We start from the raw sequence: 24072 nt of genomic DNA, 5'->3' as shown, positions 1-24072 counted from the left end.
GAGCTTCAGCTACAACTGGAGTAACCTACGCGTGGATTGGTCCTGACTTTAGTTCATCCTTACAAAATCCAACGGTTACCGCATCTGGTATTTACGAGTTGACGGTAACTCATCCGACGAACGGCTGTACCTCCACTGCCCAGGTGACGGTGGAGCAGAACATAACTGAACCAGGTGCAACCGCCGGTGTCAGTGATGTACTGACCTGTAGTCTGGAGAGTGTCACGTTGCAAGGAGCTTCAGCTACAACTGGAGTAACCTACGCGTGGATTGGTCCTGACTTTAGTTCATCCTTACAAAATCCAACGGTTACCGCATCTGGTATTTACGAGTTGACGGTAACTCATCCGACGAACGGTTGTACCTCCACAGCCCAGGTGACGGTGGAGCAGAATATAACTGAACCCGGTGCAACCGCCGGTGTCAGTGATGTACTGACCTGTAGTCTGGAAAGTGTCATGTTGCAAGGAGCTTCAGCTACAACTGGAGTGACCTATGCGTGGAGTGGCCCTGAAAGCTTTACTTCAGCCTTACAAAATCCATCCATCATGGAACCTGGCATTTATGAATTGACGGTAACTCATCCGACGAATGGCTGTACCTCTACCGCCCAGGTGACGGTGGAGCAGAATATAACTGAACCCGGTGCAACTGCCAGTGTCAGTGATGTATTGACCTGTAGTCTGGAAAGTGTCACGTTGCAAGGAGCTTCAGCTACAATTGGAGTGACCTATGCGTGGAGTGGCCCTGAAAGCTTTACTTCAGCCTTACAAAATCCATCCATCATGGAACCTGGCATTTACGAGTTGACGGTAACTCATCCGACGAACGGTTGTACCTCCACAGCCCAGGTGACGGTGGAGCAGAATATAACTGAACCCGGTGCAACCGCCAGTGTCAGTGATGTACTGACGTGTAGTCTGGAAAGTGTCATGTTACAAGGCGGTTCATTTACGCCCGGAGTAACCTACTCGTGGAGTGGTCCAGAAAGCTTTACTTCATCGTTGCAAAACCCTACAGCCACTGAACCTGGAATTTACACACTTACCGTTACCCATCCGACCAATGGTTGTACCTCTATCGCACAGTTAATATTAGGACAGAATATTACAGCACCTGGCGCTACAGCTGGTGTAAGTGGCGATTTGACTTGTGTTGTTAGTAGTGTTTCATTGCAGGGAGGTTCCCCTACGGCTGGCGTCACCTATTCCTGGAGTGGCCCAGAGAGCTTTACCTCCGTGTTGCAAAATCCTGTGGCCACTGAACCCGGAACTTATATATTGACAGTAACTGATCCTGCGAACAGTTGTACCTCTACCGCCCAGGTGTTGGTACAAGGAAGTTCAACCAGGCCCGATGTAACTGCTGATGTAAATGGCAAGCTGACCTGTACGGTTACCAGTGTTTCATTACAGGGAGGTTCAACTACCACCGGTGTTAGTTATTCGTGGAGTGGTCCTGACTTTAGTTCAGCCTTACAAAATCCGGCGGTCACTGAACTCGGAACTTACACACTGACGGTTACTCATCCGACGAATGGCTGTACCAGTGAAGCCGTAGTTGAGGTGATCAAGGATGACGTAATACCGGACCTTGTTGCAGAAGATGCACAACACACTTGCCTGACGGCGGCACCTAACAATCTTGTGCTTGAAGCGAATTCTTCAGTGCCTGGCGCTCAGTACTCATGGGATGTGCCTTCACAGTGGGCTGGCTTTTTCCCTGATAGTACTACTAATTTGCAGAACCTCACTGTACCGTTTGAATTCATCACAGGTGAGTTTGCAGTTACTGTTACTAACCCAGCCAACGATTGTGTTAATTCCAAAACCATAGCAGTGACGAATAATTCTACATTACCCACATGTGAGATTACGTATACAGCGGGGGATGTTCTCATGCTAAGTGTAGCCTCCACAACTAACGGTGCCTATACGTGGACTGTAGAGGACGATGACGGAGGAACCTGGGGAATTGCAAGTGGACAAGGGTCTACTGATATTACTTTCACACCAGGATCACTGGGATCCATTGCCTTATTTACCGTCGATATTCTAAATACAGTCACCGGCTGTAGAGAGGATTGTAGTATAGAACTGGAGAATACGCCTGGTGGAGTTGTATCCACTTCTGAAGGTGGTGGAGAGATCAGGCTTGCTAGTCAACCTGAATCTGAACCTCTTACTACTCCAACGGTTGAAAGTGAATGGTTTGAAACATATCAGGAAACTATATTCAATATTTATCCTAATCCGGTGCGTGATGTTGCCACGGTGGAATTTACCGTGCCTGAAGAGGCTAAAGCAAGGGTGGAGGTTTATTCATCTTTTGGAAACTTAGTGATGACACTGGATGCTGGCACGGTGGAAGCCAATAGTAGCCATAAAGTGACCCTGGATACTGAAAACCTTACAAAGGGTCTGTATCTGTGTAGGCTGATCTATGGGAATAACATACGTGAACAACGGATTTTGTTACATTAATTAAATACATCAATGGTATACTGTAAGAGTTTTAATCTGAAAGTGTTACCGGAAGGCCTGCTGAGGCGGGGCCTTCTGGTAACCATAGGTTGGTTAATATGTCACATAGTTGCCGCGCAGGTCCCTACTGCCCCTATTAATTTTTATGTAATCAGCGCGGATGGTCAAAATGAACTGTCCTGGTCAGCCAACCCTGCAGCAGAGGGGGTAACAGACTATACGGTTTATCGCTCACTGGACAAATTGAGTTTTACTAATCTTGCCACCATTTCAGGTTCATCCACACTACAATATACTGACAACACAGTGGAAAATGGCATAACTTACTTCTACTATTTAACAGCCACAAATGGGACAGGTGAAGGTCCAGCCTCGATAGTAGACGCAGGCGAGCCTCAAAGTGATTTTGGAGAATTCATGGTATTTGATGGAAGTACAGACTCAGTCACTATCAACAATAGTGATGAACTTCAATTAGCGAATGAGTCTTTTACGATCGGGCTTTGGGTAAGGGTCAAAAGTTTGCCTGACGGAGGAAATGAAGCATATTTGGTATCACGATTCCAAAATGGGACTAATAATGAGACTTATGCCTTAAGGTTCAATAATACGGGACAATTAGAGTTTCGTACAAATGGATCAGCTAGTAGTTTTAAACGAACGGTGGAAACACTTACTGAAAATAATTGGTATCACATTGCAGTTGTTTACAATAATAATCCTTCTGGTCCATTTGTGTTTCCTGGCGAGGTTCAGATCTATATAAATGGAATATTAACTACTGATGATCAGACGAGTTCTATCATAGCGGATCCTTTGTCCAGTGTGGATGGCCGGTTAGTAATCGGTGCTGATGTTACAGTAGATAATCGTTTTTTTGATGGATATATGGATGAACTTTATATTTGGGACAGGGTGCGTACCCCAGCAGAAATTATGAGTGACCAGTGTACCCGGTTCCGGGGAGATGAGTCCGGTCTGCTGGGATTATGGCACTTTGATGAAGAAGAGGTTGAAGTCCCGGTAGTATATGACTATACGCCTAACGCCAATAATGGTGGTAACAATATTGACATTATCGACTTTACCCCGGTAGCCCGGGATGACTTTGGTCTTATTACAGAAAATACTTCCGGTACCATTAATATTCAAAGTAATGATGTCAGTATTAGTACCATGCCTCTGGTTGGGACCTTGATGTCAGGGTATCCGTTGTCCGGAAATGCTAACCTGATGAATAATGATAGCACCGTAAGTTACACGCCAAACAGTGGTTTTTTTGGAGTAGATACGGTAAAATATATTGTATCGGACACGGCAGTTTTTTGCAACACCGCCCCGGAAAAAGATACGGCTATGGTATTCGTATATGTCCAATGTAATCAAAGAGATGAGTTAAATTGGAATGATCGATCACCAGGCAGTGATGTGACCACGGCCACCATTATTGAAAACGGACTCTTTTTTGATTTCTCTTCTACCGATAACAATGGTATCCTGACCTCTTTCATAATAGGAAGTGATTTTCAAAGTACGAATGCACTTGTATGGAAACAAGACCCTTCAACGAATACCGAAGAGAGTATTACGAAACTTACTTTTAATCGTAAAGTAGACCAATTCTGCCTGGATTTGATGGATATTGATGCTGATCCTGCTGGGTTTGCAGATTCTATCGTGGTGAATGCCTATCGGGAGGGTAATCTGGTTAGGTTAACTGAGCGTGATTTTACCGCCGGAACCGCTGTCGACTTTAAAGGTCAGAATAGTTTTACCGGAAATACTTTGGTAGATGATGCCGTTGGAACAGACGGAAATGTTTCTTTATGTTTTTTCGTTCCGATCGATTCCATGCATGTTGTTTTCACAAATGCAAGTGGCGCATCTTCCAATCCTTCGGAACAAAGTTTAGGAATAGGTAATTTTACCTGGTGTTCATTTCCTAACCGTGCGCCGGTAGTTACAAGTGAGGGGGTAGTTGCAACGGACACGCTCTTCTACCAGATCCCGACGGATTCCACATTGGTGGTTTGTCTGAATATCACAGATGCCGATCGTGACAGCGTCAGCATTTCAGTATCAGGAGTGCTTTCAGGTACGGGTGATACGGACATTGCTACACCACTCGACACTTGCTTTACTTATACTCCGGAAGAAGGTTCTACGGGTACGGAAGCGTTTACTGTTACCGTTTGTGATAATCGACCGGACCAACTTTGTACTGAAGTGGTTGTATCGGTCCGGTTGGAAACGCCTCCACCTCCTCCACCACCTCCGATAGGTGATTTTTTTATCTCGGAGGCGCTGACCCCCAATGGAGATAGAATACTTGACCACTGGGAGATTACGGGGATCGAGCGCTTTCCAAATAACCATGTTAAAGTTTTTAATATATGGGGAGACTTGATATTTCAGCAATCCGGTTATAACAACGATGAAAGAGCATGGACCGGGCAAACGGGCAAAGGGGCTGTAATTGGTAGCAAAGAGGCCCCCGACGGCACCTACTTTTATGTTCTTGACCTACAAAATGGTGAGGAATTGCTAAAAGGTCACGTGGTGCTTAAGCGATAAATAGTTTAGCGTTATGAGAGGCAAATTTTTCACTGTATTCTTTTGTGCGGTTGCCTTGCATGGTCTCACAAACATAAGTCTTGGGCAACAACAAATTTTGTTTACCCAATACATGTTCAATGGATTGGCGCTTAATCCTGCGTATGCCGGAAGTGATTCCACTTTAAACCTGACAATATTGGCCCGGGAGCAATGGTTAGGTTTTGATGAAGCGCCAACGAACCAGATGTTTTCCGGGCATACTTCTCTGGGTCTGCTTGATAGGATGGGGTTAGGATTACAGGTGGAGCGGGAGAAGATCGCAGTGACCGAGGTGCTGAATTTTTATGCTTCCTACGCATACAAGATACCCATTGGCAGGGGCAAGCTGGCCATGGGACTTCAGGCAGGTGTTACGAATCAAAAACAAAACCTGAGTGACCTGGCTTTGCCACCCGGTGTGACAGATCCCAGCCTGGATGAAAACGTCTCAACATTGTTGCCTAACTTCGGGGGTGGTCTGTACTATCGTACAAGCAGGTTTGATATTGGTTTTTCAGTACCCTTCCTGGTCCAAAACTCCTTTGATAAAAGTGACATTATTTCGGCAGCACAGCAACTTCGTCACTATTTTTTGTCCGGAGGTTATCTGTTTGACCTGAGTCCTTCCTTGAAATTCAGACCTCACGTGTTAGTAAAATCCGTCACAGGGGCACCTGTCAATTTTGATCTGAGTGCGAATTTCTTCATTAAGGAAATGGTATGGGTGGGATTGTCCCTGCGCAATTTGAATTCTTTGAATACTATCCTTGGAATGCAATTGAGCAAACGACTCAAGATAGGGCTGGCCTATGACTTTGTTACTTCTGATTTGGGACAAGTCAACTCGGGTTCGGGGGAATTTATGTTGAACTACCGGGTATTCAAAGGAGTACCCGAAAAGGTCATTTCTCCCAGGTATTTTTAAAATAAACCCTTCTGACATGAAGACATCAGGTGTAGTATTTTTTTTAGTCGTTGCATTTTTCTGCCCGGAGCTATGTGCACAGGGCGATCAGGCTAAACTGAAAAGAAAACGTGATGACGCTGAGCAACTTTTTGATCAGTTTGAGTATTTTAAGGCGATTGAGCTATATGAAGAGATAGCATCAGTTCAGGATGACCCATTCATTTACATGAAAACGGCCCTTTCCTATTATAAAGTCGGAGATCTGCAGTCAGCCGAAGAGTGGTATCGAAAGGCAACGGTAGCGGAACTACCGGTTGAAGAACAATTCAACTTTGCAGAAGTGCTAATGGGGAATGGCAAATATGAGGAGGCCAGGAAATGGTATGAGCTGTATAGTCAAAATGCACCTCATGATAACCGAACTAAGAAAAAGCTCGCTTTCATGGATCAAATGGCTGTTTATCATAAAAATGAAACCGGTTATGAGGTCCATATAATAGATATCAATTCGATCTATGCGGATTTTGGATCTGCATTTTATGAGGGCGGGATTATCTTTGCTTCTGCCAGGGAAGAAGTGGCCCAGGGAAAACGATATGGTCGTACCAATAGCGCCTATCTGGATATCTATTTGAGTGAATATACCAACGATAGTATTTTGGGAACTCCCAAAAAATTCTCAAAAGTGGTGAATACCAAATATCATGAAGGCCCGGCAGTTATTTATGACAGTGGTAACCAGATGATCTTTACACGTAACAACTTTCATGGAAGCGCCAGCAAAAATGAAGATAACACGATCCATTTACAGCTTTTTCACACTAGTAAAACAGAGAAAGGGTTATGGAGCAAACCTGTGCTTTTAGACCTGGTAGAGGACAAATATTCTGTAGGCCACCCATCGGTCAGTCAGGATGGAAAACAACTATACTTTTCATCGAATATACCCGGAGGTTTTGGAGGAACGGACCTTTATGTAAGTCAGTTTTCCAATGAGACCTGGGGTGCACCTATGAATTTGGGAAATGAGGTCAACACCGAAGGCAACGAAATGTTCCCCTTTATGAGTGAAGAGGGGGTGCTTTACTTTGCCTCGGACGGTCATGGAGGCCTGGGCGGTATGGATGTATTCAGAACAAGTTTGATGCAACAAAGAGGTGTCGAAAACCTAGGTAAACCGATTAACTCAGCAAGGGATGATTTCGGGTTTGTATTACATAGCGATGGGGATTGGGGGTATTTTTCATCTAATCGCCCGGGAGGTGTTGGTGACGATGATATATACAGGTTCACTGTAAAAGAGCCTGAACCACCGGAAGAAGTCATACCGGAAGAAATTGTAGTCAAAGACACCGCCATTGTAGTAGAGTATGTATATACCGTTCAAATACTTGCCCTTCTTAATCCGAAAACGGTATACATAGAGTTTTTGCAGGACCTTGAGGGTGTGCTGAAACATGATGGAAGAGATGGATTCCATCGTTATACTTTCGGAGAATATACAGGGCTGGACAAAGCTTTGGAAACGCTGGAAATAATCAGGAGCAAAGGATATCATGATGCTTTTATCAGAAAAGTGGCGCGTTATCCTGAATTATCTCATGGCCCCGGACGTGATGTGAGGAAGCTGCTGAATCAGTGAGTCGCAACGTTTTGATTTTTTAATGAGATCCGATATCGCCGGGTAATTTTGTGCCTTTTTATCTGGGCCAGATTGTCGAACGATCCGAATTGATAGGGTACTCTGGTATCAAAGAAAAACTGCTCAAATATCAGAGTAAGGCATGCTCATCGCGTGTTTTTTTTTATTCTTTATTCAGATTTTACTATGTTTTTCGGTTAGCTTTTGTTCTCCTGTCTTGTCTTCTTTAGGATGTCAACAATTTAAAAAAACAGCGTTCCTGCGAAGGAGGATACAACTTCAGCAGTCTCCTTATTATATGACAGAAATCGACCTGGCTCACATCCATCGATTAGAGATTGCTTTACGTTTATTTCCAGTCTTACATACCTAAATCCTATCAAAATTTTCAAACCTTTGCGGTATCGTTTCCGATAAAATAAAATGCAATAACCTTACCTATTGGATATTTTAAGAGGTTTAATAAAGAACTTGAATAAGAATATCAAATCTTTAAACCTTACAAAATGAAAACACCTATTGCGAAAATTTTTCTATTGACTTTGGCATTTTGTCTAACTTATGTTCCTATATGGGCACAGGATGAAGACGTTATGTTTCAGGCGTTTGACTGGAACGTTCAGAACCAGCCTCCGGGTCAAACCTGGTATGATGTAGTAACTCAAAACAGGAATATCATCAGTAATGCGGGTATCGATGTTATCTGGATGCCACCTCCCAGCAACTCGGCAGCTCCTCAAGGCTACTTGCCGCGTGAGCTTTATGATGTAAACAGTGCTTATGGTACTGAGACCCAATTGCGTAACTTGATCAGTCAATATCATCAACTGGACGTCAAAGTGTTGAGTGACATTGTCATTAATCACCGTGTCGGTTCTCCCGATGCCGTAACATTTGTGAATCCTGATTGGCCTACTTTCTACATCACTGCTGATGATGAAGGAAGGGATTTCGTGAGCTATCCTGTAGAGTTTAGCATTAACCCCGACTATTTTCCCGGAACTGCGCTCAAAGCAGACGGCTCAAGCGGAGGTTTCGCGGCAGCCAGGGATCTGGACCATAGAAACCCTGCCGTAAGAGCAGAAATCATTCAATGGATGCTTTTCCTGAAAAATGATATCGGCTTTGATGGTTGGCGATACGACTTTGTCCATGGATATGATCCTATCTACAACAAAGAGTATAATGACGCGACAAATCCTTATTTTGCCGTAGGTGAATTATTAGAAAGCAGTCGGGTGCAAACGAACAACTGGGTAAATTTCACACAGCAGTCATCTTCAGCATTTGATTTTAATACAAAAGTGAGTCTACAGAATGCCCTTCGTGATAATAACCTATCCTACCTCCGGGATGGTAACGGCCGACCTTCCGGGATGATTGGCGTCAACCCTTCAAAGTCGGTAACTTTTTTGGACAATCACGATACAGGAGAGGCACAGCAATGCTGTGGTTCTAATTTTGTATTCCCCGGAGGAGAGACCAACCTGAGAAAAGGGTATGCTTATATTTTGACCCATCCGGGTAATCCTATGGTCTTCTGGACACATTTTTTCGATGCTGGTTTAGGTGTTCGTAATGCGATTGTCGATTTAATTGATATACGTAAAAGTGTTCGTGTTCATGCCGGTTCAACGATCAATATTGCTGAAGCCAGGAATGACCTGTATGCCGCTTATATTGACGGTAGAAGTGGGACAGTCGCTATGAAACTGGGTAGTGGCAACTGGTCTCCGAATGGTAGTGGCTGGGTACTTCGTACCTCCGGAAATGACTATGCGGTCTGGACTCAGGGAAGTGGCCCCGTAGTAACCGTGCCTCCATTCACTGTTAACTTTCTTAAACCCTCAGGATGGGGAAGTAATATTAACGCGTATTTTTTTGATGCAGCATCTAATTCGGTACTTCCAGGTATTAACGCCTGGCCCGGACAGAGTATGGCCAATTTAACGGGAAGTGAATGGTATGCGTATACTGTAACTCCTCCATCGGGTGTTAACGCATCAGACATAAGAGTAATTTTTAATGATGGGACTCAGCAAACAGGTGATCTATCCAGAAGTACAGACGGGTGGTATAGTGACAGTGCCTGGTCTGATAACTGCCTTCAAAACTGCCCTGGTACATCTTCTAACCAGGTCACTCTTAACTTACTTCCTCCGGGCAGTGGTTGGGGTAGCGCCTCCAATATCTATCTTTATAACAAAGCTACCAATAGTGTATTAGCAGGGACTTCAGGCTGGCCAGGGGCTTCGATGAGTAATATTAGTGGTTCATCATGGAATACCTTTACGTTTACCATTCCGAACGGTGTCTCGGGCAATGACATTGGCGTGGTATTTAACAATGGCAGCGGACAGCAAACAGAGGATCTTACCCGGGGCACGGACGGTTGGTTCAGAATAACCGGAACAAGTAGCGGGCAAAGCACCGGAGTTTGGTCGAACAACTGTACCACAGCCTGTCCTTCAGGTTCTTCTTCAGCACGAACCGGCACCTTTGCAGATGATATTCCAATCGATGACAGGAAGGAACTCAATGAAATTTCATTCTTTCCTAACCCTATGACGAACCAGTCAGTATTAGCAATAAAAACAGCAGAAGCCGGCATGTTAAGGGTGACGGTCACCAATCTTCAGGGACAAACCGATGTAATTTATGATCAGCAAACCAGTGCCGGAAATCACAGGATTAGTGTCAGTGAAGCAGTTCTGGGAGCCAAAGGGATGTATCTGACCCACGTTTACCTCAATGGTGAACGAATTGGGAAATTGAAGATGCTGATGAAGTAATAAACCGTCAATCATGCCTGAATTCGAAATAGATGTTTACAAAGACTATTTATCGTCTTTGGGACTGTTTCTTACTGACATATAAACTTTTGTTGAAATATCAATAGCCATAATTCGGGCTTTATGCCATTGATAGTACTGAAATGAGGACTTTGAATCCTTCTTTCAGTACTATTATAGGTCTCTTAGGTGGCAGCTTGGAGAGCCTTGGTATTCTGAAGCTCTGAGGCATGTACTTTATAACACCAGCCGTTAGCTTTAAAAATCGAATATGAACCGGTTAATTTCCCCCTTAATATTTTATAATAGGGATTTCTGTATAACGAGTCCGTTATTTGGTTAAGACTTTTAAGTTTAATATTTTGCTGTATTACCAGGTATAAACATCATACTAAACCCCTTATCCTGGCTTGAAATCAATATTTAGCTACATTTCATTGACCTTATGGCTGCTATTTGGCCTTTATTTTGGCCTGGCAGGAATATTATACGCCGACCTCACGGAAGAAAAGGAATTCATAGGCGGATCAAATCAGGTAAAGAAAGAAGTGCAGCTTCCGCCTGGGGTTACCAAAGGGATCGATTCACTGGGTAATGCCTATTACGAAATGAATGGCGTAAAATTTACCAGCCTGGAGAAGATAAAATTAAGAGGGCAGGAAGAGGCCGCGGAATCTGTTTTCAACTGGTACAAAACGCTACCCAATAAGCTAATCTTATTCATCACTTCGATGGCCCTGGGAGGATTGGGTTCATTAATATCGCTTGTGAAAAAGCTGGCCCTGGAAAATGCGCGAATTGATGACTTGCGAACTTTTTGGCATCCTATGTTAGGCGCTCTCATTGGCATTATTGTACTTGGCATCAGCTACCTGATCCCTATAATTATCACCACTGAATCCGAGGTAGAGATCAGGGCTACGACCCTTATTTTTCTAAGCATGTTTGCGGGCATGTACTCAAAGGAATTCCTCGCTTTTCTTGAGTCAAGATTTTCAAATTATTTAAAACAACATGGTAAAAATGAATAACCGCCACATTACAAAATATGTGCTCGCTTCGATGTTATGCTGCATGGCCGGACTCTTATATGCTCAAAGCCCGGCATATAATATTGAACTGGAAGACAAAAGCATTTTTTCCGAGCAGAAAGACCTGGAAGGAGAGCTAATTCCTAACACCATTACATTGGTGCCAAGGCCTGGTTCAGGTTATAATGCAGACAACATGGATGCCACCAGGCTGTCAGAGATATTCAATAACGAATTTGAGATCCGAAAATACAAAAGGAATAAAAATAAGCTGGAGATCACGACTACTGACAATGAATTGGGACAGATAAAATATGTCTTCGACCTGGAAAATAATACCGGTAAGCTAAAATGGGAGGGCGGTTCGTTGAAATTTGATACCTGGGGCTCCTGGACTTGTACCAATCATAGTCCCAACAATCATACCTGTGGACAAAATGAATCAAGGACCCTGAAGCAATGCTCGCAAGATCTGCATTGTATTTTTTGAGATCCGTTATATCATAACACTGGCTGATTTGCCCAACTACCTGCCACCTTTGGGATAATACTCTTTATTACCAAAACTTCCCTGAACCTGGTCATCCAATATGTGTGCCGCTTTAAGTTGGCTTCCTAAGGTAGTTTTGATAAGTTTTCAATTATCCATATCCCTGGTAGATATTACAGTTTCGAGAAGAAGGAGTGGTATTGGATAGTAACGATAAAAATGCTGACTCTCTGGATGAAAAACAAATGAAATGGTTGGAGCACAAATTAGAACAAATGCCGATGGATACACACACCTGTTCTGATTATGAACCATTATCCCATACACGGTGCTTCCACTATTCTAGTTGGTGGAAACTATACAGACAGTAAACAGCTTACAAAGCTGTTTTATAAACATAGAAATAAAAAAACATTGTATCACCGGCCATGTTCACTTGTCGGGTGAAGTAATATGTAATCATGTGACCTTCTATTGCAATGGCTCCATGTGCGGATTTTGGTGAGGGAAGGAGATGAGAATTTAGCCCAAAAATACTGGTATCATGAAACACCTCCAGGGTATACGATCATAGACCTGTACGAAGACGGGTCAATGAGTAATACGCATTATCCCAATAACTTTTAATGAAGTCATATTAAATCTGATTGCCAAATTTCAGGGATACATCTCTAATTCTCATCACCTCGTACTCATAATTGTGGATTACAATTACCGTGCGAATGAAATAACGATCAGGTACAGTTTTCTTGCCAGGGTTTTAAAACTACGGAGTTACCGTTATTGGCCAGCCATCAAATTGCCTTGCATTTTCAGACCTTACATCTACAGTCCTGGGCCAACACTCAAAGGTCACTTTCCCTGACGCTTTGTTAAAGCGGATGATTCCATAACCAGCCCCATTTGCTTCGCTGTCGGGGTTGACATAGGCATGCATAGTGATCTTGTTATTAAATCCGTCGAGATACCGGCCAGTCCAGGGCAGTGTTTTATTGGCATACTGTCCTGGTTTTTCATCGGCTGGCCACCACCACCGGCTGTAGTAATCATTCACAATGGCCGGTACTACAAATGCCCATGGTCCGTTATCATATTCTTCAATACCATGTTTTATCACTGTTGCGAGATGTTGATCGCCTGCAACGTGGATGGCATTGGCGTTTCGGATCGCTTTTAGTGCCTTATTCCTGCCTGTTTGTGGCCAGCCGTTAGAGTCCATATCCGCATGTAAGCGATTTTCTTTACTACCGTGCAGATGCGCGCCACCGCAAAACCCTGTTTGTGATAGTACGGCCTTGAAGACGGACTCCTTCCTTTTCCCCCAATCTTCCAGGAAGCTGAGCTGTCGGTCTCCTAGTAACTTTAGTCCCTCGACATCGACCGTTGTAGGATCGTAACCAGGGTTCCTGATATGATCTGGCCGGGGTCCTTGCTGCGGTATCTTTCCTTCCGGTCCTGATTTGAACTTGCGGTCTTCTATAATGGCAAAATCAACTCCCCCCAACACGAGATTCGTATAATATACATTGATCCTCTGTGCTATTGGGGAGGCGTCATAAGGGTCAGGCAAGTGACTGGTTTGGCATCGCTCTGCCATTTTTACATATTCCGGGTGATAAAAATAGCCACCATCTGCCCCGGCCGGATTTTTGGCCCTTTTGCCACTCTCTCCCCAAAGATTCCCCTGGCCTATGTCATGATCATCAGGAATGGTTATGCACGGGCGGTTACGAAAAATTTCACGAAACTGCCTACCGAATTTGAGCCATGCTGCAGTATGCTCGGTATGATCATAGGACTGGTCTCCGGCAAAAAAGATGAGGTCCGGGTCCTGGTAATTGATATTTCTTACATAATTTTCTCGTCCACCACGGTCTTTATTACTATTGCACGAAAGTGCTGCCAGTACTATTTCATCCTTTACTGGTGATTTTCTCACCAGGCCTTCAAACATAGCATTCTCACCATGTAGTATCCTGTACGGGACGTCGGCAGAATCCGGCCAGTTTTCGACACGAAAAGTAGAAGACCAGCCTATTTCATTGACCGACTTTTTTTGCACTTCTTCCCATTCATCAGCATATTTCACCTCCAGCCTTACTTGTTTCGTCTCATCCGGATATAAAGGAAATAGCTGGGCGGTTAGTTTAAGGGTTTTATTTGAAACCGTATAGATGCCGAACGCTACCACACTGTCACGATCAACATTGAGATTGATGATCTCGCTTTTGCCCCGGTTCCACCAGTCATTGGTCGCAAGGGTGTCGATACCTTTAAATGTCGCACGAACGTAGTTATCACTTATTCGTTGCTCTTTTTCCTTATATTGATTTCCGGTGTTGCTGCACGCCATTGAACAGAAGAATAACAGGACAGGTACGGATAGGTGAATTTTCATTTTTTTAATCTGTTTTCAGGTTTTACATCATAGTTGATACCGAAGGAGTCCGGACACATTTTGTTAGGTCGGCCACAGGGAAAACACAGCTACATTACAACCTCTGTCTTAAAAAATCAGGAGTAACGCCGCCATTTTATCACACTAACAGCTCACTGATTTTTTTCATTGCCGGCCGACGGTTTAGTAAGAGAATGTTTAGCGTAGTTTATTCCTGCAGCATCAAAACGTTTTAACTGTACCTTTAGCCTTTCCTTGAAGTCATCCCAGTTGCGGTTTTGTTTGTCACTCCATACTACTTCCGAGAGGGCCGTCATTCTGGGCAGTACCATGTATTGCACGTGCTCATAAGTAGGGATATACTCGGTCCAGACATTTCCCTGAGCCCCGAGTATGTATTTTGTTTCATCGCCGGTCAATTCATCAGGAACGGGTTCATAGGAATATACTTTTTGTACATTCAGGAAACCTCCTATGGCCAGCGGTTCTTTATCTGTCTCCTCACTTTGATAATAATCGAAATAGCAATGGGAAGTTGGTGTCATAATGACGTCATGCTTTTGTTTTGCAGCTTCAATACCTCCCTTTACTCCCCTCCAGGACATGACGGTGGCATTTGGGGCCAAACCACCTTCCAGGATTTCGTCCCATCCAATGATCTTTCGTCCATGGTCGTTAATGAACTTTTCCATACGTGTTATGAACCAGCATTGTAACTCATGCTCATCTTCCAGGCCTTCTTTTTGGATCAGAGTCTGACAATCAAGACATTCCTTCCAGCGGTCTTTGGGGCACTCATCACCCCCAATGTGGATATACTTGCTGGGAAACAGCGCAAATACCTCCTTTAATACCTCTTCGAGGAATCCGAAAGCCTCTTCTTTTGGACAATACACCTCTTTATGGACTCCCCATGTAGTCGATACCTCGTAGGGACCGGGATTACAGGCCAGCTTGGGATAAGCTGCCAGGGCTGCCTGTGAGTGACCGGGCATTTCAATTTCGGGTATCACGGTTACAAACTTTTTTTTCGCATAGGTGACAATTTCTTTTATATCTTCCTGGGAGTAAAAACCGCCGTATCGCTTTCCATCATACCTTGACGATCCGTCACCCGCGTGCCCGACGCGAGTCTCTTTCCTCCAGGCGCCTATCTCTGTTAGTTTAGGATACTTTTTGATCTCAATACGCCATCCCTGGTCGTCCGTCAAGTGCCAATGGAAAATGTTCATTTTATGCATGACCAGCAGTTCGATAAATTGCTTGATTTCATCTACGGTGTAAAAATGTCTGGCTACATCCAGCATCATACCACGATAGCTGAAACGTGGAGTGTCTTCGATTGCCACATTAGGGATAGCTATTATAGCATCATGGCTTGCCGGCCCTTCAACAGCAACGGGTAGCAACTGACGCATGGTTTGTACACCATAGAAGAGACCCGCCGCCGCCTTTGCAGAAATAGTAACCTGCTCAGTGTCCACCTTTAGGGTATAACCTTCCGGCGCGGTTTGGGATGGGTCCAGCGTGAGGAAAATACTGCCGTTCTCTGGCTTGCTGCTATGCATTATTTCAAGGTCATGGCCGGTAGCTTCCTTTAAAAATTGACGAAGGAATTCTGATATAGGGCCTGTCTCTTCAGATTGTTGTGTCAGAATGATCTTGGTATCCGCTTTCAAATGAAATTTACCTTCTCTGGTCACTACTTTTTGTGGTAATGGAATTAAATGATACTGATTAGGCTCTTCTGGCACGGGCTGACTACACGATACCATCATTAGTAAAAGTATGAGTAAGCAACTCATTAATTTGTACATAGGAATTTACAGTTAGATTGGTATGAACTCTGATCATTAGTTGAAGGCTTGTACTTTAAGTCTTACAGTGGCTTGGTAGCGCGTTTATATCACACCTATAAATATACTACATTTTTCGTGTTCGAACAAAATTATATCGTTTTCGAACACTATTTTAAAAAATACTTGTTTAATACATAATTATTCACCTTTTTGGAGGTAGAAAAGTACGTAACACAACTGTTGATCATGAAACCTTAATTTTAATATGATTCTTGAAGCCATTGATTGGAGCATTCTAGCTGTTTTTTTTATTGTAGTGCTGGGTATTGGCTGGGCAGCCTCACTTACGGCAGGCAAAAACACGGGTGAATTTTTTCTAGGAGGAAGGTCTATGCCATGGTGGCTTCTTGGGGTTTCCATGGTTGCCTGTACGTTCTCCGCTGATACGCCTAACCTTGTTACAGGGATGGTACGTGAAGATGGAGTGGCCAAGAACTGGGCATGGTGGGCTTTTTTGATCACGGGTATGGTCACCGTTTTTATTTATGCCAAATTATGGAGGCGCTCCAATGTCATGACAGACCTTGAGTTTTATGAGCTTCGTTACAGCGGTAGAGCGGCATCGTTCCTAAGAGGCTTCAGATCGCTCTACCTGGGGGTGTTTTTCAATTGCCTTATTATGGGGACTGTCACTCTGGCAGCCATAAAGATCGGGGCTGTAATGTTTGGGCTTTCGCCGATAGTTACCGTATGTATTGCCTCATTTGCTGTGGTAGTCTATGCGGCCATTGGTGGGATAAAAGGAGTTATATGGGCTGATTTTTTTCAGTACAGCATAGCTATGCTGGGTGCGGTATATGCCGCTATTGATGCTGTTAACCAACCGGAAGTGGGTGGACTTGCCAGTTTGCTTGCACATCCCCAGCTGCAGGAAAAGCTATCCATACTTCCCAATTTTGACGATACTTCTACATTAATTACCCTGTTCATCATACCTATAGCGGTGCAATGGTGGGCCGTATGGTACCCGGGAGCAGAGCCTGGCGGTGGTGGTTACATTGCCCAGCGTATGCTTTCCGCAAAAGATGAGAGAAATGCTATTGGCGCCACTTTATTATTCAACTTTGCCCATTATGCTCTACGTCCCTGGCCCTGGATCGTTGTAGCTCTCGCCTCTCTCATCGTGTTTCCCGACCTGGCCTCTATCCAACAGGAATTTCCTGGGATTACGGATCAGTACCTTGGACATGATGTTGCTTATCCGGCGATGTTATCCCGGCTTTCCCCTGGGTGGCTGGGGCTAGTGGTGGCCTCCATTGTTGCTGCTTACATGTCCACGATAGGTACCCATCTGAATTGGGGATCATCTTATTTAGTCAATGATTTTTACAAGCGCTTTGTAAAACCCGGAGCATCGGAGAAAGAATTGGTGTTCATGGGGCGTATGTCCACCCTGGTCCTGATGGTCCTGACAGCATTTATGGCATTGACGGTACTGGAAAACGCCACGCAGGCCTTTGATATCCTACTGCTTTCAGGAGCTGGTTCCGGGGCTATCTATCTTTTAAGGTGGTTCTGGTGGAGAATAAACGCCTGGACAGAGATCATTGCCATGGTCACAGCCACTATCAGTGCTTTTGTCCTTGTACTCGTTATTCCTGACGAAGCGTTGGCAAATGCAATGATTGACGGAACAACAATGAAACTACTTCTTTCTATAGTCATTACTACAGTGGCATGGATCATAACCACGTTTGTCACTGCTCCTGAGAACATGGCAACACTGATAAAATTCTACAAACTGACGCATCCCGGAGGCCCTGGATGGAAAGCTGTCATTCAGTTTGCTGATAATCAAGAGGATCCGATTCAGGCTTCTGATCAGAAATGGGACCTACCACAGGGTATATTAAGCGTGTTGCTTGGGTGTCTTGCCATCTACAGCGCTCTTTTTGCCATTGGCAGCTTTATCTATGGCGACGTGGTCACAGGGTTGTGTCTTTTACTGGTCTTTGTTGTGCTGATCTACTTTCTGTTTAGGTTATGGTCAACATTAAATATAGAATAAAGATCGGTAGCGGAATCCATTTTCATGCCTTGCTAAGTTTAAGCAGGATGATCCGTATTAGTTATATGCAAATGCTAAGTATCACAATGATCAAATTTCGTTATCGAGCAAAATGCGTTTTTAAGTTGTTATTGGTTTTGATTGACAAACCTCGCACCGAGTTCATACAATTTTCACCTGTGATGTCCTGGGACAGTCTATTGTGGGAAAACCCAAATAATGATCCGCGTGAAGTAGTAAGTATAAGGAAAAATGGAAAATGAGCCTCTGAGGGATAGAGGTACTAAAAAAGAGGTAAAAACACATCATAAAAAGCGAATGAAAACAAAAGACAAATTTTTGACGACTCTGCTCATGGCCTTATGCGTAGGCAGTTCAGTATGGGCTCAGGGCTTACTTAATGTTGATGACATTAAGAGCTACATTGAAAACGAAAAAATGGTGAGCGAGCATAAGGAAGAGGCTCATGCCTCCTTTACATCATATACTTCTGAAGCTTTAGCCTTGAATAAAAAGCCGGCTGAAGCGCGTTTCTTCCAGTCACTTGACGGAATATGGAAGTTTCATTGGGTAAAGTCACCGGAAGAACGGCCGTTGAGTTTTATGGATCCAGATGAGAACGTAGATACCTGGGATAGCATAAGGGTACCTGCTAACTGGGAGATGGAAGGTTTCGGTGTGCCGATCTATGTTAATCATCAGTACGAATTCGCCGACTTCAAAGCTCCAGTATCCGAACAGATGGAATTTGTTGATAAGATATACCCAAAGTACCCTGGAAAAGTACCTCATGATTACAACCCGGTTGGGTCATACCGAAGGGAATTTGACCTTGGAAAGGATTGGCTGGAAAAGGAAGTGTTCCTACACATCGGTGCTATGAAGTCGGGCGGATTTGTCTGGATCAATGGTAAGTATGCTGGTTATTCCCAGGGCAGCAAATTACCCGCCGAATTCAATGTCACTCCTTATGTAAAAGCAGGGAAGAATACGATTGCACTACAGATCTTCCGCTGGACAGACGGATCATATCTGGAATGTCAGGACTTTTGGCGTATCAGTGGCATAGAACGCAGTGTGTTTTTATATGCACAACCCAGGCAGCGCATCAGGGATTTTGAAGTAGTATCAGGACTTGATGCCGGTTACCGGCATGGGGAATTGGATCTCGAAGTTATGCTCTGGAACCACCAGTCAAAATCGTCCAAGGCCAGGCTTACTTATAAAGTGATAGACTCTGCAGGAACGGTGAAATATTCTGGTGCGGCTGACATTATGTTACAGCCAAATGCCGAGACGGTCCATCACGTTAAGACGACCATAGAGAATGCCATGCAATGGAGTGCCGAGCATCCTGATCTTTATACCCTCCTGTTAACATTGCAAGACAGGAAAGGGAGTACTCTTGAAGCTGTGCCGGCAAAGATCGGATTTCGTGAGGTAGAGATCAAAAACGGATTATTGCTGGTTAACGGCCAACGCATTACTCTTAAAGGCGTGAATGCGCAGGAACATGACCCGGAAACAGGCCATGTTATGAGTGAAGCCCTTATGCTTAAAGACATTCGTATGTGGAAGGAAAACAACATCAATGCGGTACGATTAAGTCATTACCCTCGGGGCAGAAGGTTTTATGAACTCTGCGACCAGTACGGCATCTATGTAGTGGATGAGGCAAATATTGAGTCACACGGGATGTATTACGGGGAACATTCCCTTGCTAAAAAGCAGGATTGGGAACATGCTCATGTTGAACGTATGCTGCGCATGGTGATCCGCGATCGGAATCATCCTTCTGTGATCATCTGGTCTATGGGGAATGAAGCCGGTAACGGTGTCAATTTTTACACCGGCTACAAAGCCATCAAGGCGATGGACGCTTCAAAGCGTCCTGTGCAGTACGAAAGGCCCTACAAAGAACGCGATGGAAACCTGTTTGATATGGACTGGAATACGGATATTATAGTGCCCCAGTATCCGTCACCTGATACGTTTGAAATTATGGGCCAGGCAAAAACTGACCGGCCTTTTATCCCTAGCGAGTATGCTCATGCCATGGGAAACAGCACAGGTAATTTCCAGGATTACTGGGACATCATCGAAAAGTATGACAACCTGCAAGGGGGGTTTGTCTGGGATTGGGTAGATCAGTCTGTTTGGGAAACGAACGAAAACGGGGAGCGGTTTTATGCCTACGGCGGAGATTATGGCGAAAACATGCCTACTGATAACTCCTTTTTGAACAACGGTATCGTCTTTCCTGACCGTACTCCGCAACCTGCGCTTTATGAGGTTAAAAAGGCATATGAGTACATTAATTTTAAAGATAAAGGGATCAATAAATATAATGAATTGCGGGTGTTGGTAGAAAACCTCTACGATTTTACTGACCTGGATCGGTTTGATCTTAGCGCTGAGATCATCGCTGACGGGAAAGCGCTTCAAACCATTGATATTGAAAAGATATCAGTTGAGCCCCATACCGGGAAACTGATCAGGGTTCCATTGAACATTAGCATCCGGCCCAATACGGAATATCATGTGCGATTAACGGCCAGCACCAGGCAGACATGGGGAATTCTTCCGGCGGGGTTCGAGGTAGCACGTGAACAGTTTCTCATGGAAACCCTGTACCAACACGAGGATTTGGAAGAGGATTATGGGGATCCATTAAGCATTAAAACGGAGGGAAACATTATGCATATTAATAATGGTGTGGTTAACATACAGTTTGATAAGGAAAAGGGCAGGTTGAGTTCTTATGCTTACCGGGGTGAAGAGCTCCTTAATAACGAGCATGGCCCAACACCCAATTTCTGGAGGGCACCTGCTGACAACGACCTGGGGAACAGGATGCATAAAAAGAATATCGAATGGAAGAAGGCTTCTCTCTTTTCGCGGGTTACAGATATCAACATGAACCGAAAGGCAGATAACCGGGTAGAGATAATCGTGCGTTTTGAATTGCCAGGAGTAAATACTTCTTATCAAAGTATTTATAAGATAGATGGCAACGGGGTCATCGGTATCTTCAATACCCTGGATCCGTCTGCATACCGGGCGGATATCCCGAGGGTTGGGATGCAAATGCAAATGCCCAAATCCTATACAGACTTGACATATTATGGCCGTGGGCCATGGGAAAACTACCAGGACAGAAAAGCCTCTGCCTTTTTGGATATCTATCATTCGAAAGTTCGAGATCAGTACGTTCCTTACGTGCGGCCACAGGAGAATGGAAACAAAACCGATGTACGCTGGTTCGCGCTGGCTACAAGTAATGGAACAGGGCTAATCGTAGTAGCAGCTAACAGGAAACAGCCGTTAAGTATGAGTGTTTCGCATACCCCTGGTCAAGATTTTGATGTTACCCCCGGATTGATGTATGACAAAAATTATGAAGTGGACAAGGAATACAGGTGGAAAGAGGACAAGCATGTCAATTACCGCAAACACATCACAGATATTAAGGAACATGACCTGGTGCAACTTAACATTGACTTGTCTCAAAGAGGGGTAGGTGGGGATAATAGCTGGGGTGCAAAGCCACAAGATTCATATTTGTTGAAAAGTGATCGGTCCTATCATTATGGCTTTTACCTGGTTCCATTCATGAATAAAAAAACGGGTGATGTGATAAGGCTGGGTAAGAAATATAACCATGGTGATAAATTGAATTAACCAACTAAGGTGTAGATGCGGAACAATTGATAGTTTATGGATTTGTTTTCAATGTGTCGGGTCGGATTGAGATTTGCATAAAGCATTGTTTTTCAATAATTTACATGATTACCAAGGAAAATTATAGAGCATAAATCGGTATTCGGCATCCTTTTGTTTTAAAGGGGTCTGATGATAAAAACAAGGATGAAAAAGAGATTATTCTGAACACTCCTGCCAACATAAACCCCCATTGATGGATATGAAATGAGGCTTGAATGGTTATGTTCAAAAAAGCAAAGACAACAGGAGGAGAAGGTTACAGACTAAAAGAGCCAAGGCTACGCCCTTTAAACAGACCTGATGATAGAGAATTGATTGAAGATCTGAAAGCAGGTGACGTAGCAGCACTTGGGTCAGTTTACAATACCCATGTACAAAATTTGATCCGGTATGCCAGTCAGTTCACCACTGACAGGGATATTGTTCTGGATAGCATTCAGGAGGTGTTTTTGTACTTGCTGGACAAAAAGGATGACCTGAAGAATATTCGTAGCATCCGCCCATACCTGTATAAGTCATTGTATCACCAGTTAATGAAGCAACTGGCAGGTAACCGTCCGCTGGAAAAGTCCCGGTTGGACAAGGCAGGATTTGAATTCGAAATAGAGTTCAGCTCACAAACCCGTATGATTTTTGATGAAACCTACTCAGAGCGATTGCAAAAGATGAATGCTTCTCTCACCGGACTATCCGGCAAGCAAAGGCAAGCAATACTTCTCTATTTTTATGAAGGCTTCACACACCAGGAAGTGGCAGATATCATGGGCCTGAAACACAAAAATTCTGCTTCCAAATTGATCAGCCGAAGTCTTCGGTTGCTGCGTAAAATATTGCAGTGATGACTAATGATTATTTTCCGATTAAGTTAATTAAATACCAATAAAGTAAAAAAATGACCGATTAAATATTTAATCTATCGAAATGGGATATATTGAGAATATCAAATACCCTAAGTATAAAGCAAAGTTGTTGCCAGATGGATCGGGCTTTAAGCAAATATAATTCCTTTAACCAATGGGATTTCCTGGATGATCCTTACTTTGTAAGGTGGGTGATTTATCCGGATACTCATTCTGACAAGTTTTGGAAGCAATTCCTGGACAACCATCCTGGAAAGTTAACTGAAGTATCGCTGGCAAGAGAGTTCATTCTGGATATGAAGTATAAGAATGAGCTTTCAATAACAGATTTGGAGTATAACACCCTTTTTGAAAGGCTTTTGACTCGACAAGAAAGCAAATCATCCAACAGGTTTTTTCCTTCTCACTTTTTACGAAGAGGGTACAGGTATGCCGCAGCAGTGTGCCTTCTTGCCATTAGCGGGTGGTTGGTTTTCCAATATCAAACACACAGGTCCGACGCGTTAAGGTCAGGAAACGTAACTGCTAAAATGATCACTAAGACCAGTTCTATGGGCCAAAAATTAACCACAGTACTTGGTGATGGCACTTCTGTAAAACTCAACGCAGGTTCTTCCATCAGCTATCCAAACATATTTGCTGACTCTATTCGCAGGGTAGTCCTGGTAGGTGAGGCGTTTTTTGAAGTAAAAAAAGACACGTTAAGGCCTTTCCAGGTACAATCCGGTGATGTCATAGTGCAGGTATTAGGCACATCTTTCAATGTGAAGGGCTTTGCCCAGGAAAAGACGGTGAGCGTGGCTGTGGAGGAAGGTAAAGTGAGGGTTACGGCGTTTCCTGGTGCTACGGCCAATTTTGAACACATCCTCACGGATTACCAGATCTCTATCTATGATGTAGAAAGGAAGTATGCTGAGAAGAAAGACATGGAAAGTACAAATGCTTTTGCATGGAAGGATGGGCGGCTGGTTTTTGATAACGAACGCCTCGACAAGATATTGAAAAGAATGGAACGTTGGTACAACGTTTCCTTTGAGGTTAATAAAACGGTAGAGTTGACCCAGTCGTATTCAGGGGCTTTCCAGAATGAGCCCCTTGAAGTAGTACTCAAAGGACTCCGTCACCAGGGAGCCTTCGATTACCAAATAGAAGACAAGATAATTTTAATACAAAGTCTGTAGTAGCTATGAAAATCAATAAAATACTGTTTGACTCCGGTTAATGGAGTGCCACCTAGAAGAGTTTAACTCAAAATATGAAAAAGGACCCTGTACTATGAGGAGT

At 43.9% G+C, this 24072-nt stretch carries 13 protein-coding genes; 11 read left to right on the top strand and 2 right to left on the bottom strand.

All coding sequences use genetic code 11. From position 1 onward, the window contains the following. The 7 genes from FNH22_RS26945 to FNH22_RS26915 all read left to right on the top strand — a co-directional run. Nucleotides 1-2483: T9SS type A sorting domain-containing protein (locus FNH22_RS26945; protein WP_143401623.1), on the top strand; the 2483-nt coding region annotated here is incomplete at its 5' end. A gap of 12 nt (nt 2484-2495) precedes the next feature. Further along, nucleotides 2496-5057, top strand: coding sequence for a LamG-like jellyroll fold domain-containing protein (locus tag FNH22_RS26940; RefSeq protein ID WP_143401622.1), 2562 nt, complete (start codon nt 2496-2498; stop codon nt 5055-5057). A 13-nt stretch (nt 5058-5070) separates the two neighbouring features. Continuing rightward, nucleotides 5071-6003 carry a type IX secretion system membrane protein PorP/SprF gene (locus FNH22_RS26935; protein WP_143401621.1) on the top strand — a complete coding sequence of 311 codons (933 nt, stop codon included), beginning with the start codon at nt 5071-5073 and terminating at the stop codon, nt 6001-6003. A gap of 16 nt (nt 6004-6019) precedes the next feature. Beyond that, nucleotides 6020-7627 carry a PD40 domain-containing protein gene (locus tag FNH22_RS26930; RefSeq protein ID WP_143401620.1) on the top strand — a complete coding sequence of 536 codons (1608 nt, stop codon included), beginning with the start codon at nt 6020-6022 and terminating at the stop codon, nt 7625-7627. Nucleotides 7628-8133: 506 nt separating this feature from the next. Next, on the top strand, nt 8134-10419 hold the full coding sequence (locus FNH22_RS26925; RefSeq protein ID WP_143401619.1) for a starch-binding protein: 2286 nt from the start codon (nt 8134-8136) through the stop codon (nt 10417-10419). A 410-nt stretch (nt 10420-10829) separates the two neighbouring features. Further along, nucleotides 10830-11450, top strand: coding sequence for a hypothetical protein (locus FNH22_RS26920; protein WP_143401618.1), 621 nt, complete (start codon nt 10830-10832; stop codon nt 11448-11450). Then, nucleotides 11443-11940 carry a hypothetical protein gene (locus FNH22_RS26915; protein WP_143401617.1) on the top strand — a complete coding sequence of 166 codons (498 nt, stop codon included), beginning with the start codon at nt 11443-11445 and terminating at the stop codon, nt 11938-11940. The genes FNH22_RS26920 and FNH22_RS26915 overlap by 8 nt, the downstream gene beginning before the upstream one ends. A 766-nt stretch (nt 11941-12706) precedes the next feature. On the opposite strand, the gene FNH22_RS26910 is transcribed toward FNH22_RS26915, so the two are convergent. Together FNH22_RS26910 and FNH22_RS26905 are read right to left on the bottom strand one after the other, a co-directional pair. After that, nucleotides 12707-14338: an alkaline phosphatase D family protein gene (locus FNH22_RS26910; RefSeq protein ID WP_143401616.1), complete on the bottom strand. Its 1632-nt coding sequence runs from the start codon at nt 14336-14338 to the stop codon at nt 12707-12709. 152 nt (nt 14339-14490) lie between these two features. Next, entirely contained in the window at nt 14491-16116 is a 1626-nt protein-coding gene (locus FNH22_RS26905) for a beta-N-acetylhexosaminidase (protein WP_221420361.1), read from the bottom strand. A gap of 286 nt (nt 16117-16402) precedes the next feature. Between FNH22_RS26905 and FNH22_RS26900 the strand changes: the two genes are divergently transcribed. The 4 genes from FNH22_RS26900 to FNH22_RS26885 all read left to right on the top strand — a co-directional run bounded on the left by FNH22_RS26900 (nt 16403) and on the right by FNH22_RS26885 (nt 23969). Next, a complete protein-coding gene (locus FNH22_RS26900) occupies nt 16403-18205 on the top strand; it encodes a sodium:solute symporter family protein (protein ID WP_143401615.1) in 1803 nt (600 codons plus the stop codon). A 252-nt stretch (nt 18206-18457) separates the two neighbouring features. Next, on the top strand, nt 18458-21886 hold the full coding sequence (locus FNH22_RS26895) for a glycoside hydrolase family 2 TIM barrel-domain containing protein (RefSeq protein WP_221420360.1): 3429 nt from the start codon (nt 18458-18460) through the stop codon (nt 21884-21886). 263 nt (nt 21887-22149) lie between these two features. Continuing rightward, nucleotides 22150-22767, top strand: a complete 618-nt coding sequence (locus tag FNH22_RS26890) for an RNA polymerase sigma factor (protein WP_185154433.1) — start codon at nt 22150-22152, stop codon at nt 22765-22767. 137 nt (nt 22768-22904) lie between these two features. Further along, the gene (locus FNH22_RS26885; RefSeq protein WP_143401613.1) at nt 22905-23969 is read left to right on the top strand and encodes a FecR family protein; all 1065 of its coding nucleotides are present in this window, start codon (nt 22905-22907) and stop codon (nt 23967-23969) included. Nucleotides 23970-24072 lie beyond the last annotated feature (103 nt).

This window comes from Fulvivirga sp. M361 (genome assembly GCF_007097395.1).
In the GTDB taxonomy this organism is placed as follows: Bacteria; Bacteroidota; Bacteroidia; order Cytophagales; family Cyclobacteriaceae; genus Fulvivirga.
This window is presented reverse-complemented; position numbering and strand designations above follow the sequence as displayed.